The organism is Sunxiuqinia indica (assembly GCF_009847015.1).
Classification (GTDB): Bacteria; Bacteroidota; Bacteroidia; order Bacteroidales; family Prolixibacteraceae; genus Sunxiuqinia; species Sunxiuqinia indica.
The window spans coordinates 197714-218499 of sequence record NZ_WVEM01000007.1; the positions used below are offsets into that span (position 1 = coordinate 197714).

Below are 20786 nucleotides of genomic sequence, written 5' to 3' on the forward strand. Positions count from 1 at the left end.
GATTTCATGACTTGAAGGTGTTATAACGTTTTCAAATATCTGGTAATTTTTGTAATATTAAAGTCCATTAAAACAGTAATATATAAAATGTAAACGTTATCATTAATCGACTAAAAGTTAGGAAATTATCTGAAAAGAGTCTCACAACTGTGTGGCATGCTTTTCAACCGGAAATTCTCTTTTTGTGATTTTAGGTATTTAGATAATGTTTTCAAGGAGTAATTTATTTCACTTCAAATCGTAAAAAAATAGAACTGTTTTAATGATAGTTTCACTTAAAAACCGAGATTGATAATAAAAACAAACCAATGAAACGCCTATTGCTTATTTTGCTCATATTTAGCATTTTTTATAGTTGCAGTAAAGAGCATGCCAAACTTAAAGTGACAGCTATTCTTTGCAATAATGCGGAGCATCCAATTGGGATTGAGTCAAGATATCCAATACTTAGTTGGGTGGTTGAATCTCAGCTTAGCGGAGCAAGTCAGTCTGCTTATCAGGTTTTGGTTGCAGATAGTCGCGAGAAACTTGTTGACAATGCTGGAAATTTATGGGATTCGGGTAAGATGCAATCCAATCAATCTATAAATGTTTCTTACGCTGGAGAACAGCTCGAGTCAGCAAAAAAATACTATTGGAAGGTCAAGGTTTGGGATAATTGGGGCAACGAATCCAATTGGAGTGAAATCGCTAGTTGGCAAATGGGTTTGCTATCCGATTCTGATTGGGAAAATGCTCAATGGATTGGTTACGAAAAGATGGACTCATCGAAACGTGTGGTTGAAGGAGTAACAGGTTATGGAAATCTTTCGAAAGATAAAGTGGAAGAAAGGGCTGTAGTCCCTTTATTTCGCAAGGAGTTTGACCTGACGAATGAGATAGAATCAGCTACTTTATTTATTTCAGGATTGGGGCAATACGAAGCTTCAATTAATGGAGATAAAGTAGGCAACGATTTTCTGACACCCGGCTGGACTCATTATGATGAGACGGTACTTTACAATACTTACGATGTTAGTTCGCAGCTCAATCAGGGAGAAAATGCTATCGGTGTGATTGTTGGCAATGGCTTTTTATACAACAACCGCGAGCGTTACCGAAAATTGGTTATCGCTTATGGCTTTCCAAAGATGATCTGTAAGTTGTTGATCAACTATACAAATGGAGAAACACAAACGATTGTTTCGGATAAAAGCTGGCTGACCAAGCCGTCGCCTATTACTTTTTCAAGTATTTATGGTGGCGAAGATTACGATGCGCGCTTGGCAGAAAGTGGCTGGAATCTGGTAGGTTTTGATGCCGTAAACTGGAAGCCGGTGCAGCTAGTAAAAGCACCATCAGGAAAACTGATTGCTGATAATAACCATCCGATTCGGGTAATGGATACGTTTGATCCGGTTGCTGTAAATCAACTAAACGATAGTGTTTGGATTTACGATTTTGGGCAAAATGCATCCGGTATTGTTTCGTTAAAAATAAGAGGAGAGAAAGGCCAACAAGTGCAGCTTCGCCCGGGTGAAGTTTTAAAGGAAGATGGCTCTATTGATCAGCGAGGTTCCGGTTCGCCGTATTTTTATACATATACACTGGATGGTGGCGAAGCAGAAAGCTGGCAGCCGCGTTTCACCTATTATGGTTTCCGCTATGTGCAGGTTACCGGGGCATCACCTGAAAACGATGAAAAAGAAACCGGTAATTTGCCTGAGATTATAAAATTGAAATCTTTGCATACCCGCAACTCAATGCCCCAAGCCGGACAATTTGAATGTTCCAAGGAGTTGATGAATCAAACGTTCGACTTGATAAATTGGGCTATTAAAAGCAATTCACAAAGCGTATCGACCGACTGCCCCACGCGCGAAAAGCTTGGCTGGATCGAGCAGACTTACCTGATGGGAGAGAGCGTACATTTCAATTTCAATATTTATCAGTTGTATAAGAGCTTAATTCGAAATATGAAGGATGCACAGACCGAAGCTGGTCTGGTTCCCAACATTGTTCCCGAATACGTTAATTTCGATTATTACGATACCGATTTTAGCGATTCTCCCAGCTGGGGTGTTGCTTCTGTTGTTGTTCCCTGGATGATTTATAAATGGTATGCCGATCCATCGGTTATGCAAGAAGCCTGGCCAATGATGAATGACTACATGAGCTATCTGGAGAGCAAATCATCTGCCTATACCTTGTCGCACGGATTAGGCGATTGGTATGACATTGGACAAAATCCTCCGGGGTTTGCGCAGCTAACGCCAGTTCCGTTGGTGGCTACGGCCACTTATTTTTATGCGGCAAGGCAAATGGCTCAAATGGCCGAAGTTCTCAATAAAAACGAAGAAGCGAAAAAGTATCATTCGCTAGCCGAAAAAATTAAAGAAGCTTTCAATCAGGAGTTTTACACAACTGAAACGAAGCTTTATTCGACAGGAAGTCAAACAGCCATGGCCATGCCTTTAAGCCTGGGAATGGTACCTTCAGGAGATGAGCAACAAGTGCTGCAAAACCTGATCGATTCAATTCATTCGAATAATAACGAGATTACTGCGGGAGATATTGGTTTTCATTATTTAGTAGATGCTTTAACCAAATATGGAGCTTCTGAATTGCTTTTTGAAATGAATAACCGTGATGATGTTCCCGGATATGGCTACCAGTTGAAAAAGGGAGCAACTTCTCTGACTGAATCATGGATGGCTCTGCCTTCAAAATCGATGAACCACCTGATGCTGGGTCATCTTATGGAATGGTTTTACAAAGGATTGGGCGGAATTCGACAAAGTAATCAATCGGTGGGCTACAAGCACGTTGTGATTCATCCTGAGATCGTTGAAGATATTGATTTTGTCAAGGCTTCGTATGAGTCTCCCTACGGAACAATTCAAAGCAATTGGGAGAAAAAAGCCGATCAATTTATCTTGAATATTGAAATTCCTTTCAATACAACCGTAAAAATTTACCTGCCATATAGTGGAGAAGTAAAAGTAGACAATGGAAGCGATGTTGCTGGAAACGACCCGACCTATAAATATTTGGGAGAAGAAGGGGATCGTATGGTTTACGAAACCGGTTCCGGCGTTTATAAGTTTACGGTTCAGCATGGCAAATAGGACTTTTAAAGTAAAACGGATATACAAGAATAAAACCGATGAGAAGGAAATTAGTCTTTTTGATTTTGGCAGGTCTTTTTGCAGGAGCCTGCTCTTCGCCAATAAAGGAGCTGCCTAAAACAGTTTCAGAAGAGAAAATGCAACAAGTTTACGAAGAAGTAAAAACGCCATACAAATACGGATTGATTTTGGTTCCGGATAGCAATTCGTACAAAATGGATTGCCCGACTATTTTTCGTCACGATGATAAATGGGTAATGACTTATATTATTTTTGACGGCCGCGGTTACGAAACTCACTTGGCTTGGAGTAATGACTTGATTCATTGGGATGAGCAAGGAACAATTATGCAATTTTCTGATACGACCGATTGGGATGTTAACCAAAAAGCCGGTTATCCTTCATTAATCGACTATGAGTGGGGTGGTGATTATTCCATCAATTCATATGACGGTAAATATTGGATAAGTTATTTTGGTGGAAATTCTACCGGCTACGAAAAAGGCATACTCTCAATCGGGATGGCCTATACGAATCAGGATCCTGCCACTTTGCACGATTGGAAACGTTTAGACAAGCCGGTAATGATGCCAACTGATGCGGATGCCCGCTGGTACGACAACAGCACTATTTATAAAAGTTTTGTGATTGAGGATAAAGGAAAGCTTACGGGGCATTCTTTTGTGATGTATTACAACGCTCGTGGTGACAGCATTAATCCGGATCGTGGCGCTGAGCGAATTTCCATGGCGGTATCGGATGACATGGTCAACTGGCGGCGATTTGGTGATGAACCTATTTTGAATCACCATAAGGGAATTACAGGTGATGCCGTAATTCAAAAGATTGGCGACGTTTATGTGCTTTTCTATTTCCGTGCTTATTGGCCCGACGGGAAAACAGTCGTTTATAATAGCTTCGCCTGTTCCTATGATCTGATGAACTGGACCCAGTGGGAAGGTCCTCACCTGATTGAACCATCTGAAGAATACGACAATTTATTTGCGCACAAAGCTTACGTCATCAAACATGATGACATCGTATATCATTTTTACAATGCCGTGGATCAATTGGGGAATCGTGGTATTGCATTAGCTACATCAAAAGACATCGGAACAAGTGAAATGACTTTTAATTCAAACGAAGAATCGGAGATCAAATAAATAGCAATTAACCATGACAAACCAATTTAAAACTTCCATAAAACTTATCGCTTTATTCGTCTTTGCTGTCGGGTTTTTTTCTTGCTCTGAGAACCTTGTTGAAACACGCCAAAATTTTGATAAAGATTGGAAGTTTCAATTAGGCGATGATTCGCTGGCTTTTCAACCTGATTATAATGACCAGAATTGGCGGGCATTGAATTTACCACACGATTGGAGCATTGAAGGCGAGTTCAGCAAAGATAATCCTGCAAACCCGGAAGGTGGAGCTTTACCAACAGGCATTGCTTGGTATCGCAAAACATTCAAGCTTGATTCGGAGTCAAAAGCTGAAAATTACTACATCGATTTCGATGGGGTGATGCGCAATAGCGAAGTGTGGATCAATGGGCATTATCTTGGCAAGCGACCTTTCGGATACATTTCTTTTCGATATGATTTAACTCCTTATTTAAATGCGAAAGGGGAAGAAAACGTACTTGCTGTAAAAGTTGATAATTCGGCTCAGCCAGCATCGCGTTGGTACACCGGGTCGGGTATTTATCGGCATGTGTGGCTTGTTCCCGAGCAAGCAGTGCATGTTGCTCATTGGGGAACGTTTGTTACAACTCCGGAAATCAATACGGAATCGGCACAAGTTAAACTCGATCTTAAAGTTCGAAATACAACCAGTTCAGCTCAGCCCATTCAGGTGAAAACCACGATTTTCGATGCTGAAGGAGTTGAGCTTGTAAAATCTACCAGCCAGATAGAAGCCATTGATTCCATTTCCGCACTATCTCAACTAGTTGAAGTTCCCAATCCAAAACTTTGGTCGGTTGATTCGCCAACTCGTTACCATGCAATTACTGAAATTTACTGGCAGGACGAGCTGGTTGATCGATATGAAACACCATTTGGAATTCGCTCGTTTGAATTTACACCCGACAGAGGGTTCTTTTTGAATGGTGAGCATCTTAAAATTTATGGTGTGAATCAACACCACGATTTGGGAGCTTTGGGAGCGGCTGTAAATACTCGTGCGATGGAGCGTCAGCTTGAGATTCTGAAGGAAATGGGTTGCAATGCCATTCGAATGGCACACAATCCTCCGGCACCTGAATTATTGGATCTGTGTGATGAAATGGGATTTCTGGTAATTAATGAGTCATTTGATGAATGGAAGAAAACCAAGGCAAAGAAAGGATACCATCTTTACTGGGATGAATGGCATGGTCGTGACTTGCAAGACATGGTGCTTCGTGATCGAAACCACCCTTCAATCATCGCCTGGAGCATTGGAAACGAAATTCCTGAGCAGTTTGATACAACCGGAATCGCCATTACTCGAGAGCTGGCTGCTATCGTGAAAGAACTGGATGCAACACGGCCGGTGACCAGTGCTTTGACCGAGAATGATCCGGAGAAAAACAACATCTACAAATCGGGTGCATTGGATCTTCTGAGCTTTAATTACAAACATAAAGATTACCTGGATTTTCCAGAAAAATATCCGGGCGAATGCATGCTGGCATCAGAAAATATGTCGGCACTTTCCACTCGTGGACATTACGATATGCCATCGGACAGCGTGCGAGTGTGGCCACCAGCCTATAACCAGCCATTTGATGGGAACGACGACTATACCGCCTCTTCGTACGATAATGCCATTGCTTATTGGGGAGCAACTCATGAAGATACCTGGGCTGTGATTAAAAACAACGAGTTCATTCCGGGCATGTTTATCTGGTCTGGATTCGACTATATTGGAGAGCCATTACCGTACCCGTATCCGGCACGAAGCAGCTATTTGGGGATTATTGATTTATGTGGTTTTCCAAAGGATGTTTATTACATGTACCAAAGCGAATGGACTGATAAAACCATGCTTCACCTTTTTCCACACTGGAATTGGGAAGAAGGTCAGTTGGTCGACCTGTGGGCGTATTCCAATAATGCCGATGAACTGGAGCTGTTTGTCAATGGCGTATCCCAAGGACGGAAATCCATACCGAAAGATCAGTTTCATGTGATGTGGCGGGTTCCTTTTTCTCCCGGGAGAATTAAAGCCGTGAGCTATAAAGATGGTGAAGAGGTGATGGAAAAGGAAATTCACACTGCGGGAAAACCTAGTCAAATTGAACTGACTGCTGATCGGAATACAATTTCGGCAGATGGTAGCGACTTATCATTTATCACGGTAAAAGTGCTGGATGAAAATGGCAATTTGGTTCCCGATGCTGATAACCTGATCAATTTTGAAGTAACAGGAAATGGATTTAACGCTGGTGTAGATAATGGTTACCAGGCAAGCTTGGAACCGTTCAAGGCAAACTATCGGAAAGCTTTTAATGGTAAGTGCTTGCTGATTGTGCAAGCAACGGAAGAAGTCGGTGAAATAGCTGTTTCTGCTTCGGGTGAAGGACTGGGAATGACCAATATCGAGATTAAAACGACTAATTAGAAAATTTCTTATCAAGATGACGAAAATTAAAGGCTATCAATTATTCTCAGCGAAGGCGCAGCTGGAAAAGCCTATTTCAGATGCAACGCATAGGCTAACTGAAATTTCATTCATTGTTCTTCGAATTCAAACTGAAAGTGGAATAGTTGGAGAGTCATATCTTTTAAGTTTTCAATACAGTCCGAAAGCCATTGTAGGCGCACTTCAAGATGTTGCTCAATTAGTTGTTGGAGAAGATGTTTTCAACACGGTTAAGGTTTTCGAAAAGATCAATCAGGCCAACGAGTATTTTGGTTTGGAAGGTGTTAATCGTTGGGCGCAGGCAGCATACAACATGGCTATGTGGGATGCGTGGTGTAAAAAACTGGGCCAGCCCATTTGGAAAGTGCTGGGGACGTCAAGAACTGAGGTTCCGATTTATGGAAGTGGCGGTTGGCTTTCTTACACGATTGATGAACTGATCGATGAAGTAACTGATTATAAAAATCGTGGGTTTAAAGCGGTGAAAATTAAAGTTGGAAGCGCTAACTGGCGACAGGATTTAGAGCGACTTCGGCTAGTGAGGGAAGCTGTTGGAAATGAGATTGATATCATGATGGATGCCAACCAGGGGATGGATGTTGCTTCGGCTTTATCACTGGCAAAAGCTACACAGAAATTACAAATTACTTGGTTTGAAGAACCGATCAACCACACCGATTTTCAGGGATTTCAATTGCTGAGGAATCAGGCGGGTATTTCATTGGCCATGGGAGAGCGTGAGTATTCATCACTTCCACTCAGGGAATTGCTTGTTCGTAACGCAATCGACATTTGGCAGCCAGATATCCTGCGGCTCGGCGGTGTGGAATCTTGGCGCGACAGTGCCGCCTTGGCCGGAAGCTTTAACGTTCCGGTATTGCCGCATTATTACAAAGATTACGATATTCCCCTGTTGTGCACCATACCAAACGGTGCAGGAGCTGAGTCATTTGATTGGATCGACCCGTTAATTGATAACCCATTGGTTATCGAGAATGGAATGGCTCGACCTCATGATCGTCCGGGGTGGGGATTTTCTTTTAAAGATGAATGTTTGACTGAAATTGACTGAAATAGATAAAATACAGGAGTTATTCTCAATGGACAGGATTTTTAGTTGATGATGATACTCTTGCTTTTGGTTTTTAAAACTTATTGATGATGATTCGATTTACAATATTTGCGTTTGGCTTAATTCTTAGTTTTGCCGGAAATTCTTCCGCACAAAGATTGATTGAATTGCCCGAAGCCATTCCTCCGGTTCCGCATGTTTACAACACGGAGCCATGGGAAGATCCCCAGATTACAGAGCTAAACAGAGATTTAGCTCGTGCAACGTCCTATTCTTTTGAAACTGAATCGGAAGCAGTGGTTGGTGATCGGGAGCAAACTTCCCGTTACCTCAATTTAAATGGGGAGTGGGATTTCAATTTCGCCATAAAACCAGCCGATGCGCCCAGCGATTTTTACAAATCTCGTGTTGTGGGCTGGGATAAAATAGATGTGCCATCGAATTGGGAACTGAAAGGTTACGACAAGCCCGTTTACAAAAGTTCGGTTTATCCTTTTCGCCCAATCAATCCGCCATACGTGCCGAACGATTATAATGCAGTCGGCTCGTATCAACGGACATTTACGGTTCCTGACCACTGGAACGATATGAATGTAACCTTGCACTTTGGAGCCGTTAGTTCGGCATTCAAGGTATGGGTGAACGGCCAATTTTTGGGTTATGGCGAAGATAGCTTTCTCCCTTCCGAATTCAATATTTCGGCTTATTTAAAAGAAGGTGAAAACAGACTGTCGGTTCAGGTAATTCGATGGAGCGATGGCGCTTACTTGGAGGATCAGGATCATTGGCATGTAAGCGGTATTCAGCGCGAAGTGTTATTGCTGGCCGAACCTAAGTTGCGAATCGCTGATTTTCATTATCAAACCAATTTGGATGAAGATTACAAAGATGCGGTTTTAAGCATCCGTCCGCGGTTGGAAAACCTGACCGGCGACACGATAAAAGGCTACAAGCTCGAAGCACAATTATACGATCCTGAAAACAATAAAGTATTTGAGCAACCACTAATAAAATCAGCTGAGGAAATTTTGACAGAAGCCTATCCTCGCTTGGATAATGTGAAATTTGGTTTGTTGGAAACCAAAGTTGAAAATCCACTGAAGTGGAGTGCTGAAGTCCCCAACCTTTACACGTTGGTTCTTTCGTTAAAAGATAATGATGGCAATTTGCTGGAAGCTAAAAGCTGCATAGTTGGCTTTCGCGAAATAGAGTTTGCTGAGGATGATAGTAAGTTGCTGATCAACGGAAAGGTCACTTATTTGTACGGAGTAAACCGGCACGATCATGATCCGGTGAAGGGAAAGGCGCTCACAAGAGAAGATATTCAAAAAGACATCGAACAAATCAAGCAATTCAACTTTAATTGTGTGCGGACAAGTCATTATCCCAATGATCCGTATTTATATGATTTGTGCGACAAATACGGCCTTTATGTAATTGACGAAGCCAATTTTGAGACTCATGGCTTGGGCGGAAAATTAGCCAACGATCCGAAATGGCTGAATGCACATATGCAGCGGGTTGTTCGAATGGTTGAGCGAGATAAGAATCACCCGAGTGTCATTTTTTGGAGTTTAGGGAATGAAGCTGGCCGTGGTCCTGCAACAGCTTCGATGGCGGCATGGGCACGCGATTTTGATATTACCCGCCCCATCCATTACGAGCCGGCAATGGGTGATCAGCATGCTGAGGGCTACATACCGTTTGGTGATCCCAATTATCCGAAAGATCATTCACATCGTATTCAAACACCATTGGATGAAGCTTATGTTGACATGATCAGTCGCATGTATCCGGCACTTTACACCGGCCCCCTTTTAATTAATCAGGAGAATGGAGACAATCGCCCGATTTTTTGGTGCGAATATTCTCATTCAATGGGGAACTCAACCGGTAATATGAAAGAGTTTTGGGATCAAATTCGTTCTCAACCACGAATGATTGGCGGTTGTATCTGGGATTATAAAGATCAGGGACTATTGAAAACAGATTCGTTGGGCAACCAATTTTTTGGTTATGGAGGCGATTTTGGTGCCCGGCTAAACGATAACAACTTTTGCATCAACGGGATTGTTGCGTCCAACGGGCGACCAAAACCTGCTATTTACGAGTGCAAGCATGTTTATCAGCCTGTTGAATGTGAGCTGGTAGATGCTGAAAAGGCATTGGTAAAAGTTACGAATCGGAACTCGGTGCAGTCAACTGGTGGTTATCATATTCAGTTGAAGATAAGAGAAGACGGAGTCGTTATTAAATCAGTAGATCTACCTACCATTGATCTTGCTCCTGCCAAAGACACGCTGATCGACTTGTCGTCTTATTTACCAAGATTTGAAGCCGGACTGGAATATTTAGCGGATATTCATTTTTCACTCACACATAAAACGGAATGGGCACAAGCCGGGTTTGAAGTGGCTTCGAACCAATTCGCATTGACTGGAATTCCTCAAACCCAAACCAAGTCGGAGATGTTTTCAACCGTTCGGATGAAACAAGACGATCAGTCAATTTCGGTATTTGGAGATGATTTTCAGTTGCTGATTGATAAAGCCAATGGTGCACTCACCTCATACAAACTAAAAGAAGCGGAGCAAATATACAGTCCATTGCTTCCCAACTTTAGTCGCCCTTTAACTGATAACGACGAACGAGGATGGAAACCGCAGGAGAAATTAAAAGAATGGTACGAAGCTACCCCAGAGCTGAAATCGTTAACTGCCGAGAAAAAATCGGAGGGAATGGTCGCTATTGAAGCCATCTACTCACTTATTGATGGTAAGGCAACTGTTACCGTGAACTATCAGGTTTATGGCGATGGTGTTGTAAAGGTGAACTACCTGTTGGAGCCGCTTGATCGTTTGCCTAATATTCCAAAGGTGGGCATGCAATGCGGAATTAAAAGAAGCTATGATCAGATTGCCTGGTACGGACGTGGGCTTTACGAAAACTACATCGATCGCCGTGAAGGCTTTCCTGCGGAAATCTATCAGTTGCCTATTGAACTGTTCATGGAACCTTACGTGATGCCACAGGAAAATGGTAACCGAACTGATGTTCGCTGGATGTATTTATCCGATCGACAATCCAATGGGTTGTTGGTTGTTGCCGATAGCCTGCTAAGCATGAGTGCCTGGCCGTACACCGAACAAAATATCAACGAGGCCAGGCACACGAATGAACTGAAAGATGCCGGTTTCATTACCCTCAATATTGATTTGGTACAAATGGGCGTGGGTGGAAACGACAGCTGGTCGGATGTTGCGGCACCACTGGCGAAATATCAAATACCCGCTCAGCGATATGCTTACAGTTTTTACATGTATCCAACGCGGGTAAAGGCTGAAAAACTCAGTCAAACAGCTCGGAAAATTAAGTTTTGAACTAGCTTCTGAAATCAAATATGCAAAACATACACCTTTATAAAGTCGTCATCTTTCCAATTTTAGCACTTCTGCTTCAGGGATGTGGAAATTCTTCTTCAACGAAGGACTCCCTATTGGAGCAGCGAACAGCAGAGGAAAATGAAAAATCACTAGTCTTCTGGCACTGGATACATGGAGCCATTTCAAAAGAAGGAATTACGGCTGACTTAGAAGCTATGAAAAGTGCCGGACTTGGCGGTGCTTATATATTCTCAATTCGCGGAGTTACTGAGCCTCCTTTATTCGACCCTTCGGTAGAGACTTTATCTCCGGAATGGTGGGGAATGATAAAACATGCGATGAGTGAGGCCGATCGTTTGGGGCTGGAATTAGGAATGAACGGAACTGACGGCTTTACCTGTGCCGGAGGTCCGTGGATTACACCCGAAATGTCGATGCAGAAAGTCGTTTGGGCAGATACGGTTGTTGATGGTTCGCAAATCTTTAATGACAAGTTGCCCCAGCCTGAAATGTACGAAGATTATTATGAAGACATCGCCACGTTTGCTTATCCGGCTGTTGATGGGGCAGGGATGAGCTCATATAATCTACAACCTGTTGTAACCACCAGTTTAAAAGGGAAAGATCTTCAGTTTTTGGCAGGAAAAGACAATGACAAACAGTTTTCAACCGATGAACCATGTTGGATTCAGTTTGCTTTTGATGAGCCGTTTACCTGTCGTTCTGTTGTCATTAATACCGGATGGAATAATTACCAGTCGAATCGTTTGATTATTGAAACGAGCAATGACGGCACTCTTTTTAAAAGACATACCCGGTTAGTGCCTCCGCGCGCTGGTTGGTTGGATCTAGATGCTGATGCCACTCAAACGATTGAACCGGTAACTGCTCGCTATTTTCGCTTTGTTTATGATCCCAAAGGTTCTGAACCGGGTGCTGAGGATTTGGATGATGCCAAGTGGAGTCCAACCCTCAGAATTAAAGGACTGGAATTATCTGGAGAAGCTAAAATTCATCAGTTTGAAGGGAAGAATGGAAGCATTTGGCGAATTAGCTCTAAAACGGACGATCGACTGTTACCCGCTTCGGCCTGCGTTCCGAAGGATCAACTGATCAATATCAGCGAATCATTACAAGCTGATGGCCGTTTGAATTGGAGTGTTCCTGATGGAAAATGGGTGATCTTGCGGATGGGACACACATCAACCGGTCATGAAAACTACGTTGGTGGTGCCGGAAAAGGCTTGGAATGCGATAAGTTTAATCCCGAAGTGGTGAGATTACACTTCGACCATTGGTTTGGAGAGGCTTTCCGACAAATAGGGGCGGAACTCGCACCAAAAGTATTGAAGAATTTTCTGATTGATAGTTGGGAATGTGGAAGTCAGAATTGGTCTCCGGTTTTTCAGGATGAATTTAAAAAACGCAGGGGTTACGATATAACGACCTATTTGCCACTCATGGCTGGCGTTGCCATTCAAAATAGTGGTTTTTCGGAACGGGTTTTGGCTGATGTTCGGAAAACGGTTGCCGAACTGTTTAATGATAACTTTTATAAGGTGCTGGTTGATGAAGTTCATGCAAAAGGATGCTTGTTTGCAGCTGAAAGTGTCGCTCCGGTGGGCGTGACAGATGGAATGTTACACTTTAAAGATGTTGATATTCCGATGGGGGAGTTCTGGTTTCGCAGTCCTTCGCACGACAAACCAAACGATATTTTAGATGCTGTTTCGGGGGCCCATGTTTATGGGAAAAAGATTATTCAGGCCGAAAGTTTTACTGAAATACGACTCGACTGGGATGAACACCCGGGAATGCTGAAAACGACTGTTGATCGGAATTTTGCAGATGGAATCAATCGAATTGTTCCCCATGTTTATGCGCATAATCCTTGGCTCGATCGCAAGCCCGGAATGACTCTGGATAAGATTGGAACGTATTTTCAACGCGATCAAACCTGGTGGAAGCCCGGCCGAGCTTTTTTTACCTATCTGACCAATTGCCAACGCCAGTTACAAAAAGGAAATCCGGTTGTTGATATTGCGGTATTTACTGGTGAAGAAGTTCCCAGAAGAGCTTTATTACCCGATCGTTTGGTTGATATTTTACCGGGAATTATGGGTGAGGAACGGGTAAAGACTGAGCAAATCCGTTTAGCAAACGAAGGAGCTCCAACGTGGGTGCGTCCTCAGGGAGTAACCACCCAGGAGAATATGGCAAACCCCGAAGAATGGGTTGATCCGCTGAATGGCTACGCGTATGATTCTTTCAATAAAGATGCTTTAGTTCGATTAGCAAAGGTTGAAGATGGCCGGATTGTGTTGCCGGGTGGCGCAAATTACGGAATGCTGATTATTCCGGGTAATCGTAAAATTGCTCCACACGGTGGTGAGCAGATGAGTGTTGAAGTAGCACAAAGGTTACTACAACTAGCCGAGGATGGAGCAACTATTCTGATGATGGATAAACCAACCCGCACAATTGGGATGACTTCGGAATTGTCGAACGATGAGGAGTTGAAAACGATAGTCGAAGAGCTGTTTCGTGGCGATCGTAAAATGATTTCAGATGTGGATGGGCGCCAATTTGAGATGTGGAAAAAAGGCAAAGGGAGAATTCTTCAAGGACCATATCGGGCTTCTTCGTTTGACCTGGTCGGAATTGAGAAGGACTTTCAATCCATTGATCAAGAAAGTAATGCCGCAAAGATGATGGCCTGGAATCATCGAAATGAGGGTGATGAGGATATTTATTTCATTGCGAATCAGTTGGACGAAGAAAGAGTGCTGGAATTGTCGTTCCGCATTCAAAGTAAAATACCGAAGATTTATAATCCGGTTACGGGAGATACGATTGATGTTAACAATTGGGAAAATGAAAATGGTCGTACAAAATTGACTTATAAATTCAGTCCGAATGAGTCATTGTTTGTGGTATTTAAAGAAGGTACATCTTCAGAAAGTACAGTAGGTGAAAACAATTGGATTGAACAAGAAACCATTGAAACGATTGATGGTGTTTGGCAGGTGAATTTTGATCCGGCTTTTGGCGGCCCTAAAAAAACTGTCGCATTTTCAAGGTTAACCGACTGGAGTAAAAATCAGGATGTCCGGATTCGCTATTATTCAGGCACGGCAACTTATTCCAAGGTTTTTCAATTTGGAGGAAGTATTGATGAGAATTCCAGTTACTGGATTGAATTAGGAGACTTTGCGAACATCGCTGAAGTGAAGTTGAACGGGCAAAATGTTGGAGTAAGCTGGACTCCACCATTTCGTTTGCAGATTGATGGTGCATTAAAACAAGGCGAAAATATTTTGCAAATTGAAGTGACCAACACATGGGCAAATCGCCTGATTGGTGATCATGATTTGCCCGAAGAGGAACGGGTAAGCTGGACAACTGCTCCCTATCGATTGGAGGGCCGTCCATTGCTTCCAGCCGGCTTGTTTGGACCGGTAAAAATTAGTCAGTCAAAATAGAAAAATACAATATCAAAATTTTCAAAATGAATAAAATTACATGTAAACTCGTACTCCTGTTTTTTGCTTGTGTTGCTATTTTTAGTTCAGTGCAAGCCAAAGTGAAAATGTCCGCTTTATTTGCTGATCACATGGTGTTGCAGCAGCAGTCCGAAGTTGCTATCTGGGGTTGGGCTGATGCCCGATCGGAAGTAAACGTAACGACTTCCTGGAACGATAAATCGTATACCGCAAAAGCAGCAAAGGATGGTAAATTTAAGTTGATGGTGGAAACGCCTGCAGCAGGAGGACCTTATGAAATTATCGTTAGTGATGGTGAAGCATTAACCATCGAGAATGTTCTGATTGGCGAGGTTTGGTTGTGTTCGGGGCAGTCGAATATGGAAATGCCCATGAAAGGTTTTCGCGGGCAGCCGGTGCTTGGTTCCAATATGGATATTCTGAAATCAAACAACGAGAATATTCGTGTAATCACCGTGCCACGTAGTTCACAAACTGTTGCTCAGGAGAATTTTGAAGCGAAATGGAAAGTGGCCGATGCTGCAGCAATTCGCAATTTCAGTGCTACAGGCTATTATTTCGGACGACTGCTCAATGAAATGCTGGATGTGCCCATTGGATTGATCGAAGTGAGCTACGGCGGCTCCTGTGTTCAGGCTTGGATGAGCCCCGAAACATCAGTGGCATTTGAAGGTAAACAAGTGCCCGCTCCAGGAGATACTATCCCGGTTCCCAATCGCACTCCAACCGTACTTTTCAATGGCATGCTGAATCCGGTAATTGGCTATGGAATGAAAGGGTGCATTTGGTACCAGGGTGAAACAAACTACCAGGAACCTGATCGTTACGAAGAGCTCTTTCCAACAATGGTAAACGAGTGGCGAGAGTTGTGGGGAATTGGCAATTTTCCTTTCTACTACGCACAAATTGCTCCGTTTGATTATTCGGTATTTTATAGTTCCGAAGATGTCAAAGAGAAATATAATTCGGCTTATTTGCGCGATGCCCAGCGAAAAGCCTTGGATGATATTCCCAACAGTGGAATGGCAGTGTTGATGGATGTGGGCGAAGAGACTTGTATTCACCCCATGCACAAACAAGAGGGTGGTGAACGCCTTGCTTTGTGGGCTTTGGGAGAAACATACGATTTGCCCGATTTTAGCTACAAAAGCCCAGCCTATGATGCTTTCGAAGTAAAAGGCAGTCAGGTTGTTGTTTCGTTTAAAGATGTAGCAAATGGGTTAACTACCTTCGGCAAAGAGCTTACTGGTTTTGAAATTGCCGGAGAAAACAAAGTGTTTTACCCCGCCGATGTTTTTTTGCGCACAAAGTCGGTTGTTGTTTCATCTCCCCGGGTTGAAAAACCTGTTGCTGTGCGCTACGCCTTTAAAGATTTCATTGTTGGAACTCTTTTCGGAACTGATGGATTACCAGTTTCTTCATTCAGAACCGATGACTGGTAAGTCACATATTGGTGCTCCTCAATTCATTTCAGGAGCTGTTTTTGGTTAAAAAGATAATCTGAAGCAATTACAGCCGGCAGGCTAAAGTTCAGAATAACCTATAATTGTTGAACTATGAAGACCCACTATTCATTCCTGATAATCGTAAGTTGCGTATTTTTAATACAAAATCTGAAGGCTCAGCCAACGCAATTGGATCAATACAATGTGGTTTGGAATACGTCAAGTGAAAATTCTTCAGAATCGATGCCCTGTGGGGGTGGCGATATTGGGTTGAATGTGTGGTCGGAGGATGGCGATGTGCTGTTTTACCTTTCAAAAAGTGGTACGTTTGATGAAAACAATTCCTTCCTGAAATTAGGTCGGGTCAGGTTGAAATTGAATCCCAACCCATTTGATAGAGGCGTGTTTAAGCAAGAACTTCATTTAAAAGATGGCTATGTTTCGTTAAGTGCTAAAAAGGGAGATTTAGCAGCCGACGTGAAAATTTGGGTGGATGTCTTTCGGCCTGTTGTTCATGTTGAGGTTAATGCCTCTCAAAGAGTCAACGCACAAGCTCATTACGAAAGTTGGCGGTATCAGAATCGTTTTCTTCGGAAATTGGAGAATTTTCAGAATTCTTACAAATGGGTAAATCCTGAAGGGTTGAAAACGTATGCCGACCAAATCCTCTTTTCAGATGGAGGCGTGCAGTTTATGCATCAGAATAATTCGGAGACTGTTTTTGATGTGACGGTGAAACAGCAAGGAATGGAAGCTGTTAAAGATTCGCTCTATAATCCAATCGCCGGGTTGACTTTTGGCGGATTTATGACTGGCGAGAACATGATTGCTGCGGGGAATGAAAATGGAAGGTATCAGAATACGAATTTCAAATCCTGGGTTTTGGAAAGCAAACGACCATCAAAATCGCATGAATTTGAAATTTTTCTGACTACTGCTGATAGTCGCAGCGAATGGCGCTCGAAAATAGATCAATTGCAAAAGGAGGCTCGTGATAACCGGAAAACTGCTTTTGAAAATACAACGGTCTGGTGGCAGCAGTTGTGGGAACGAAGTTTTGTGTTTATCAATTCAGATGATGCCGCTGAAGCAGATACGGTTTGGCAGGTAGGGCGAAACTATCAGCTGTTTCGTTATATGCTTGGATGCAATGCTTATGGTAATTATCCCACAAAATTTAATGGCGGACTTTTCACCGTCGATCCCGTTTTTACTGATTCTACACGCGCTTTTACACCCGACTTCCGAAATTGGGGAGGTGGCACTTTTACTGCTCAAAATCAGCGGTTGGTATACTTCCCGATGCTTAAGAGTGGCGATTCTGAGCTGATGAAGCCTCAATTCAACTTCTACAAGAGGTTACTGCACAATGCAACCTTGCGAAGTCAGTTTTATTGGGGACATGATGGCGCTTGTTTTACCGAGCAAATAGAAAATTTTGGCTTGCCAAATGGTAGCGAGTATAACTGGGATCGACCTGACGATTATCCGAAAGGACGACAGTACGATACCTCGCTGGAATTTTGTTTTATGATATTGGAAACCGCTCGATACAATGGAAATGACCTCTCAGATTATCTGCCTTTGATCAAGAGTTGTCTGACGTTTTTTGATGAGCACTACCAATATTTGGCGACGCAGCGCGGGCGCCAAACACTCGATGGAAATGGTCATTTGGTACTTTATCCCGGGTCAGCCTGCGAAACGTATAAGATGGCTTATAATTCGACAACCACTATTGCCGCTTTGAAAATAGTGCTGGAACGTTTGATTGCATTGCCCAATAAATATGATGACCAAATTGATCGTGAAAAATGGAAGGCGATGCTGAATCGGATTCCTCCAATCAGTTTTACGGAGCATGATGGCCATCAAACCATAGCTCCGGCAAAGCTGTGGGAGCGGGTCAACAATACTGAAGTGCCACAGTTGTACCCGGTTTACCCGTGGGGAATTTACGGTGTGGGTAAGCCTGATTTGAACATTGCTATCAATACGTGGAAGTATGATCCGGATGCTGTAAAATTTCGAAGCCATATTGGTTGGAAGCAAGATGTGATTTTTGCTGCTCGATTGGGATTGACCGATGAAGCGGCAGATTTGTGTGTTGCAAAAATGAAAAATTCCGGCAGACGATTTCCGGCTTTCTGGGGGCCAGGATTCGATTGGGTGCCCGATCACAATTGGGGTGGGTCGGGCATGATTGGTGTTCAGGAAATGCTGATGCAAACCGTAGATGATAAAATCTACATATTTCCTGCATGGCCCAAAGAATGGGATGTCCATTTCAAACTACATGCATCCGATCAAACAACAATAGAAGTCGTTCTGAAAAAGGGCGAAATTGAATCGCTAAAAGTTTTTCCTGAAAGCAGAACTGCAGATGTAGTCAATTGCTACGAAACCAATAAATAACTAACCGAATGAAACTAACGCACAAAGAACGCTTTTTAGCCACGATCAACTATGAGCCGGTCGATCGTCCAGCCTCCTGGCTGGGACTGCCGGTTCCTCAGGCTGAAAGCGCATTGACCTCGCACTTTGGAGTAAATTCAGTGGATGAGCTGCGATCAAAGATTGACGACGATATTTATCCCATAGAGGTGCCCTACAAATACGAGCCATCAAATCATATTGCCTGTGCTTTTAAATTTGCCAAGGTTGATCATTTGGATTCGCCGGATGAGCGCACACTGACAGCTCCTGGTTTCTTTGAAGATTATAATGATCCGGCAGATGTCGATAAATTTGATTGGCCGGATCCGGAAAAATATCTTGATCGGGAAGAATCGCTGCGAAGGGCGAAGGCTGTTGATCCGGATTACGTGCGAATGGGGGTGATGTGGAGTGCCCATTTTCAGGATGCTTGTTCAGCTTTCGGAATGGAACAGGCGCTGATGACCATGTTAATGGCTCCGGATATGTTTCAGGCTGTGATTGACCGGATTACTGATTTTTATCTGAAAGCCAATGAGATTTTCTACGAAACGACACAAGGATATTTGGACGCCGTTTTGATTGGCAATGATTTTGGCAGTCAAACCGGTTTGATGGTCGATCCTGAATTGCTGCGAACACATGTTTTTCCGGGAACTAAAAAGTTGATTGATCAGGCGAAAAGTTACGGGCTGAAAGTTATTCATCATTCCTGTGGTTCTATTTTTCCAATTATTGATGATTTAATTGAGTTGGGAGTAGACGTTATTCACCCCATTCAGGCCTTGGCTGCCGATATGGACGCCGCGCATCTGAAAGAGCACTACTACGGAAAAATTGCTTTTTGTGGTGGAGTCGATGCCCAGTATTTGCTTGTTAAAGGAGATGCAAAGTCGGTGTCCGAAAAAGTTGAAGAACTGAAACGCTTATTTCCGACCGGTTTGGTCATCTCGCCAAGTCATGAAGCCATATTACCCGATATTCCACCTGTAAATATTCAAGCCATGTTTAACTCAATCAATAAAATGAAATGAACAGGCGCTTTGGACAAATGATTCGGTTAAAACCAGAAGGTTCTGAAGAATATATCCGGCAACATGCCAATGTGTGGCCCGGAGTATTGGTAAAAATCAAGGAGTGTCATTTAGAAAACTATTCCATCTTTTTTCGCGACAATTACCTTTTTGCCTACTTCGAATATTCGGGAGATGATTTTGATACCGATATGGCAAAAATGGCAGCTGATGAAGAAACACAGCGTTGGTGGGATGTGGTGAAGCCGCTAATGAGCCCTCTGGAAAATCGAAGCCCCGGAGAGTTTTGGAGCGAGATGGAAGAAATATTTCATTTGGATTAGCTTAATATTACAAATTATATATAAATGAACGATAAAGGTCAGGTAATGAGAATATAATTCATCGATTTATGGAAAATAAAAAATCAAAGTTTGATGCTGGAAGTCCTTTGTCGGGTATATTATTTCAAAATCTTAGATATATCTATTTTACAGAATTGAAGAAAGGCTTAAAAGAAAAGATAAGCAGGAATAAATACCACATTCAAAGCCAACAAAGTATTACTGCATTCCCGTTAGCAATTGCGGTATGGGAGTCTTTATTAAATGAGGTTTTTTTATCAGATATTGTAAGGCATCATTACAGAGATAATTTACTTGTTGAAATTAGCAATGAAGCTGAAAGGTGGGACTTGAAAACAAAAACATTAATGTATCCTAAATTTCTATTTGGGAAAACATTTGACAAAACGTCTCATAATTTTGCCAATTTCCAGACCATTGCAAAGATTAGAAATGATATAATTCATTACAAGTTTAGTCTTTATGAAGGGCCAGATAAAGCTATGAAAAATCTAAGAAGTTTGAATGTTTCATACCCAAAGCCAAAAGATGTCAAATGTCCATGGCACATGGAAATTGAGACTTCTGAATGTGTTAGGTTTTGCATAAATACAATTTCAATTTTGGTTGGTGAACTCTTCGGGCTTCAAACGGAATTTTACAAAGGTCAATGTGGTTCCATATACAAGGAAATTTATAAGGGAATCTCGGAAGACGAGATAAATGCAATTTTTAATGAGTATGGAATTGATCCTATATCAGTACATGAAGATATGTTTGGTAATAACAGAGATTAAAGACATATATTGGCAGAGCTACAGTGTTTTGTTGAAAGTCGAGTTCAACAAACGAATTA

At 42.5% G+C, this 20786-nt stretch carries 11 protein-coding genes; all 11 read left to right on the forward strand.

The features are described from left to right. Positions 1-308: 308 nt before the first annotated feature. Positions 309-3107 (forward strand): family 78 glycoside hydrolase catalytic domain, encoded by a 2799-nt coding sequence (locus tag GR929_RS12340; RefSeq protein ID WP_159520238.1) that lies wholly within the window; start codon positions 309-311, stop codon positions 3105-3107. Positions 3108-3145: 38 nt separating this feature from the next. Further along, on the forward strand, positions 3146-4270 hold the full coding sequence (locus tag GR929_RS12345) for a glycoside hydrolase family protein (protein WP_159520240.1): 1125 nt from the start codon (positions 3146-3148) through the stop codon (positions 4268-4270). A gap of 13 nt (positions 4271-4283) precedes the next feature. After that, positions 4284-6713, forward strand: coding sequence for a beta-galactosidase GalB (gene galB, locus GR929_RS12350; RefSeq protein WP_159520242.1), 2430 nt, complete (start codon positions 4284-4286; stop codon positions 6711-6713). Between the two features lie 16 nt (positions 6714-6729). Beyond that, a complete protein-coding gene (locus GR929_RS12355; RefSeq protein ID WP_159520244.1) occupies positions 6730-7806 on the forward strand; it encodes a mandelate racemase/muconate lactonizing enzyme family protein in 1077 nt (358 codons plus the stop codon). A gap of 86 nt (positions 7807-7892) precedes the next feature. After that, a complete protein-coding gene (locus tag GR929_RS12360) occupies positions 7893-11186 on the forward strand; it encodes a glycoside hydrolase family 2 TIM barrel-domain containing protein (protein WP_201300993.1) in 3294 nt (1097 codons plus the stop codon). 20 nt (positions 11187-11206) lie between these two features. Next, positions 11207-14671 carry a glycosyl hydrolase gene (locus tag GR929_RS12365; protein WP_159520246.1) on the forward strand — a complete coding sequence of 1155 codons (3465 nt, stop codon included), beginning with the start codon at positions 11207-11209 and terminating at the stop codon, positions 14669-14671. Positions 14672-14697: 26 nt separating this feature from the next. Further along, on the forward strand, positions 14698-16134 hold the full coding sequence (locus tag GR929_RS12370; RefSeq protein ID WP_159520248.1) for a sialate O-acetylesterase: 1437 nt from the start codon (positions 14698-14700) through the stop codon (positions 16132-16134). A 114-nt stretch (positions 16135-16248) separates the two neighbouring features. Further along, positions 16249-18552, forward strand: a complete 2304-nt coding sequence (locus GR929_RS12375) for a DUF5703 domain-containing protein (protein ID WP_159520250.1) — start codon at positions 16249-16251, stop codon at positions 18550-18552. A gap of 8 nt (positions 18553-18560) precedes the next feature. Beyond that, a complete protein-coding gene (locus GR929_RS12380; protein ID WP_159520252.1) occupies positions 18561-19607 on the forward strand; it encodes a uroporphyrinogen decarboxylase family protein in 1047 nt (348 codons plus the stop codon). Then, the gene (locus tag GR929_RS12385; RefSeq protein ID WP_201300994.1) at positions 19604-19930 is read left to right on the forward strand and encodes an L-rhamnose mutarotase; all 327 of its coding nucleotides are present in this window, start codon (positions 19604-19606) and stop codon (positions 19928-19930) included. The genes GR929_RS12380 and GR929_RS12385 overlap by 4 nt, the downstream gene beginning before the upstream one ends. A gap of 68 nt (positions 19931-19998) precedes the next feature. Then, complete coding sequence (locus tag GR929_RS12390) at positions 19999-20727, forward strand: hypothetical protein (protein ID WP_159520254.1); 729 nt, start codon at positions 19999-20001, stop codon at positions 20725-20727. Positions 20728-20786 lie beyond the last annotated feature (59 nt).

Coding starts and splice junctions, on each gene's coding strand:
- GR929_RS12340 (WP_159520238.1), top strand. CDS start 309: ATGAAACGCCTATTGCTTATTTTGCTCATATTTAGCATTTTTTATAGT.
- GR929_RS12345 (WP_159520240.1), top strand. CDS start 3,146: ATGAGAAGGAAATTAGTCTTTTTGATTTTGGCAGGTCTTTTTGCAGGA.
- galB (WP_159520242.1), top strand. CDS start 4,284: ATGACAAACCAATTTAAAACTTCCATAAAACTTATCGCTTTATTCGTC.
- GR929_RS12355 (WP_159520244.1), top strand. CDS start 6,730: ATGACGAAAATTAAAGGCTATCAATTATTCTCAGCGAAGGCGCAGCTG.
- GR929_RS12360 (WP_201300993.1), top strand. CDS start 7,893: ATGATGATTCGATTTACAATATTTGCGTTTGGCTTAATTCTTAGTTTT.
- GR929_RS12365 (WP_159520246.1), top strand. CDS start 11,207: ATGCAAAACATACACCTTTATAAAGTCGTCATCTTTCCAATTTTAGCA.
- GR929_RS12370 (WP_159520248.1), top strand. CDS start 14,698: ATGAATAAAATTACATGTAAACTCGTACTCCTGTTTTTTGCTTGTGTT.
- GR929_RS12375 (WP_159520250.1), top strand. CDS start 16,249: ATGAAGACCCACTATTCATTCCTGATAATCGTAAGTTGCGTATTTTTA.
- GR929_RS12380 (WP_159520252.1), top strand. CDS start 18,561: ATGAAACTAACGCACAAAGAACGCTTTTTAGCCACGATCAACTATGAG.
- GR929_RS12385 (WP_201300994.1), top strand. CDS start 19,604: ATGAACAGGCGCTTTGGACAAATGATTCGGTTAAAACCAGAAGGTTCT.
- GR929_RS12390 (WP_159520254.1), top strand. CDS start 19,999: ATGGAAAATAAAAAATCAAAGTTTGATGCTGGAAGTCCTTTGTCGGGT.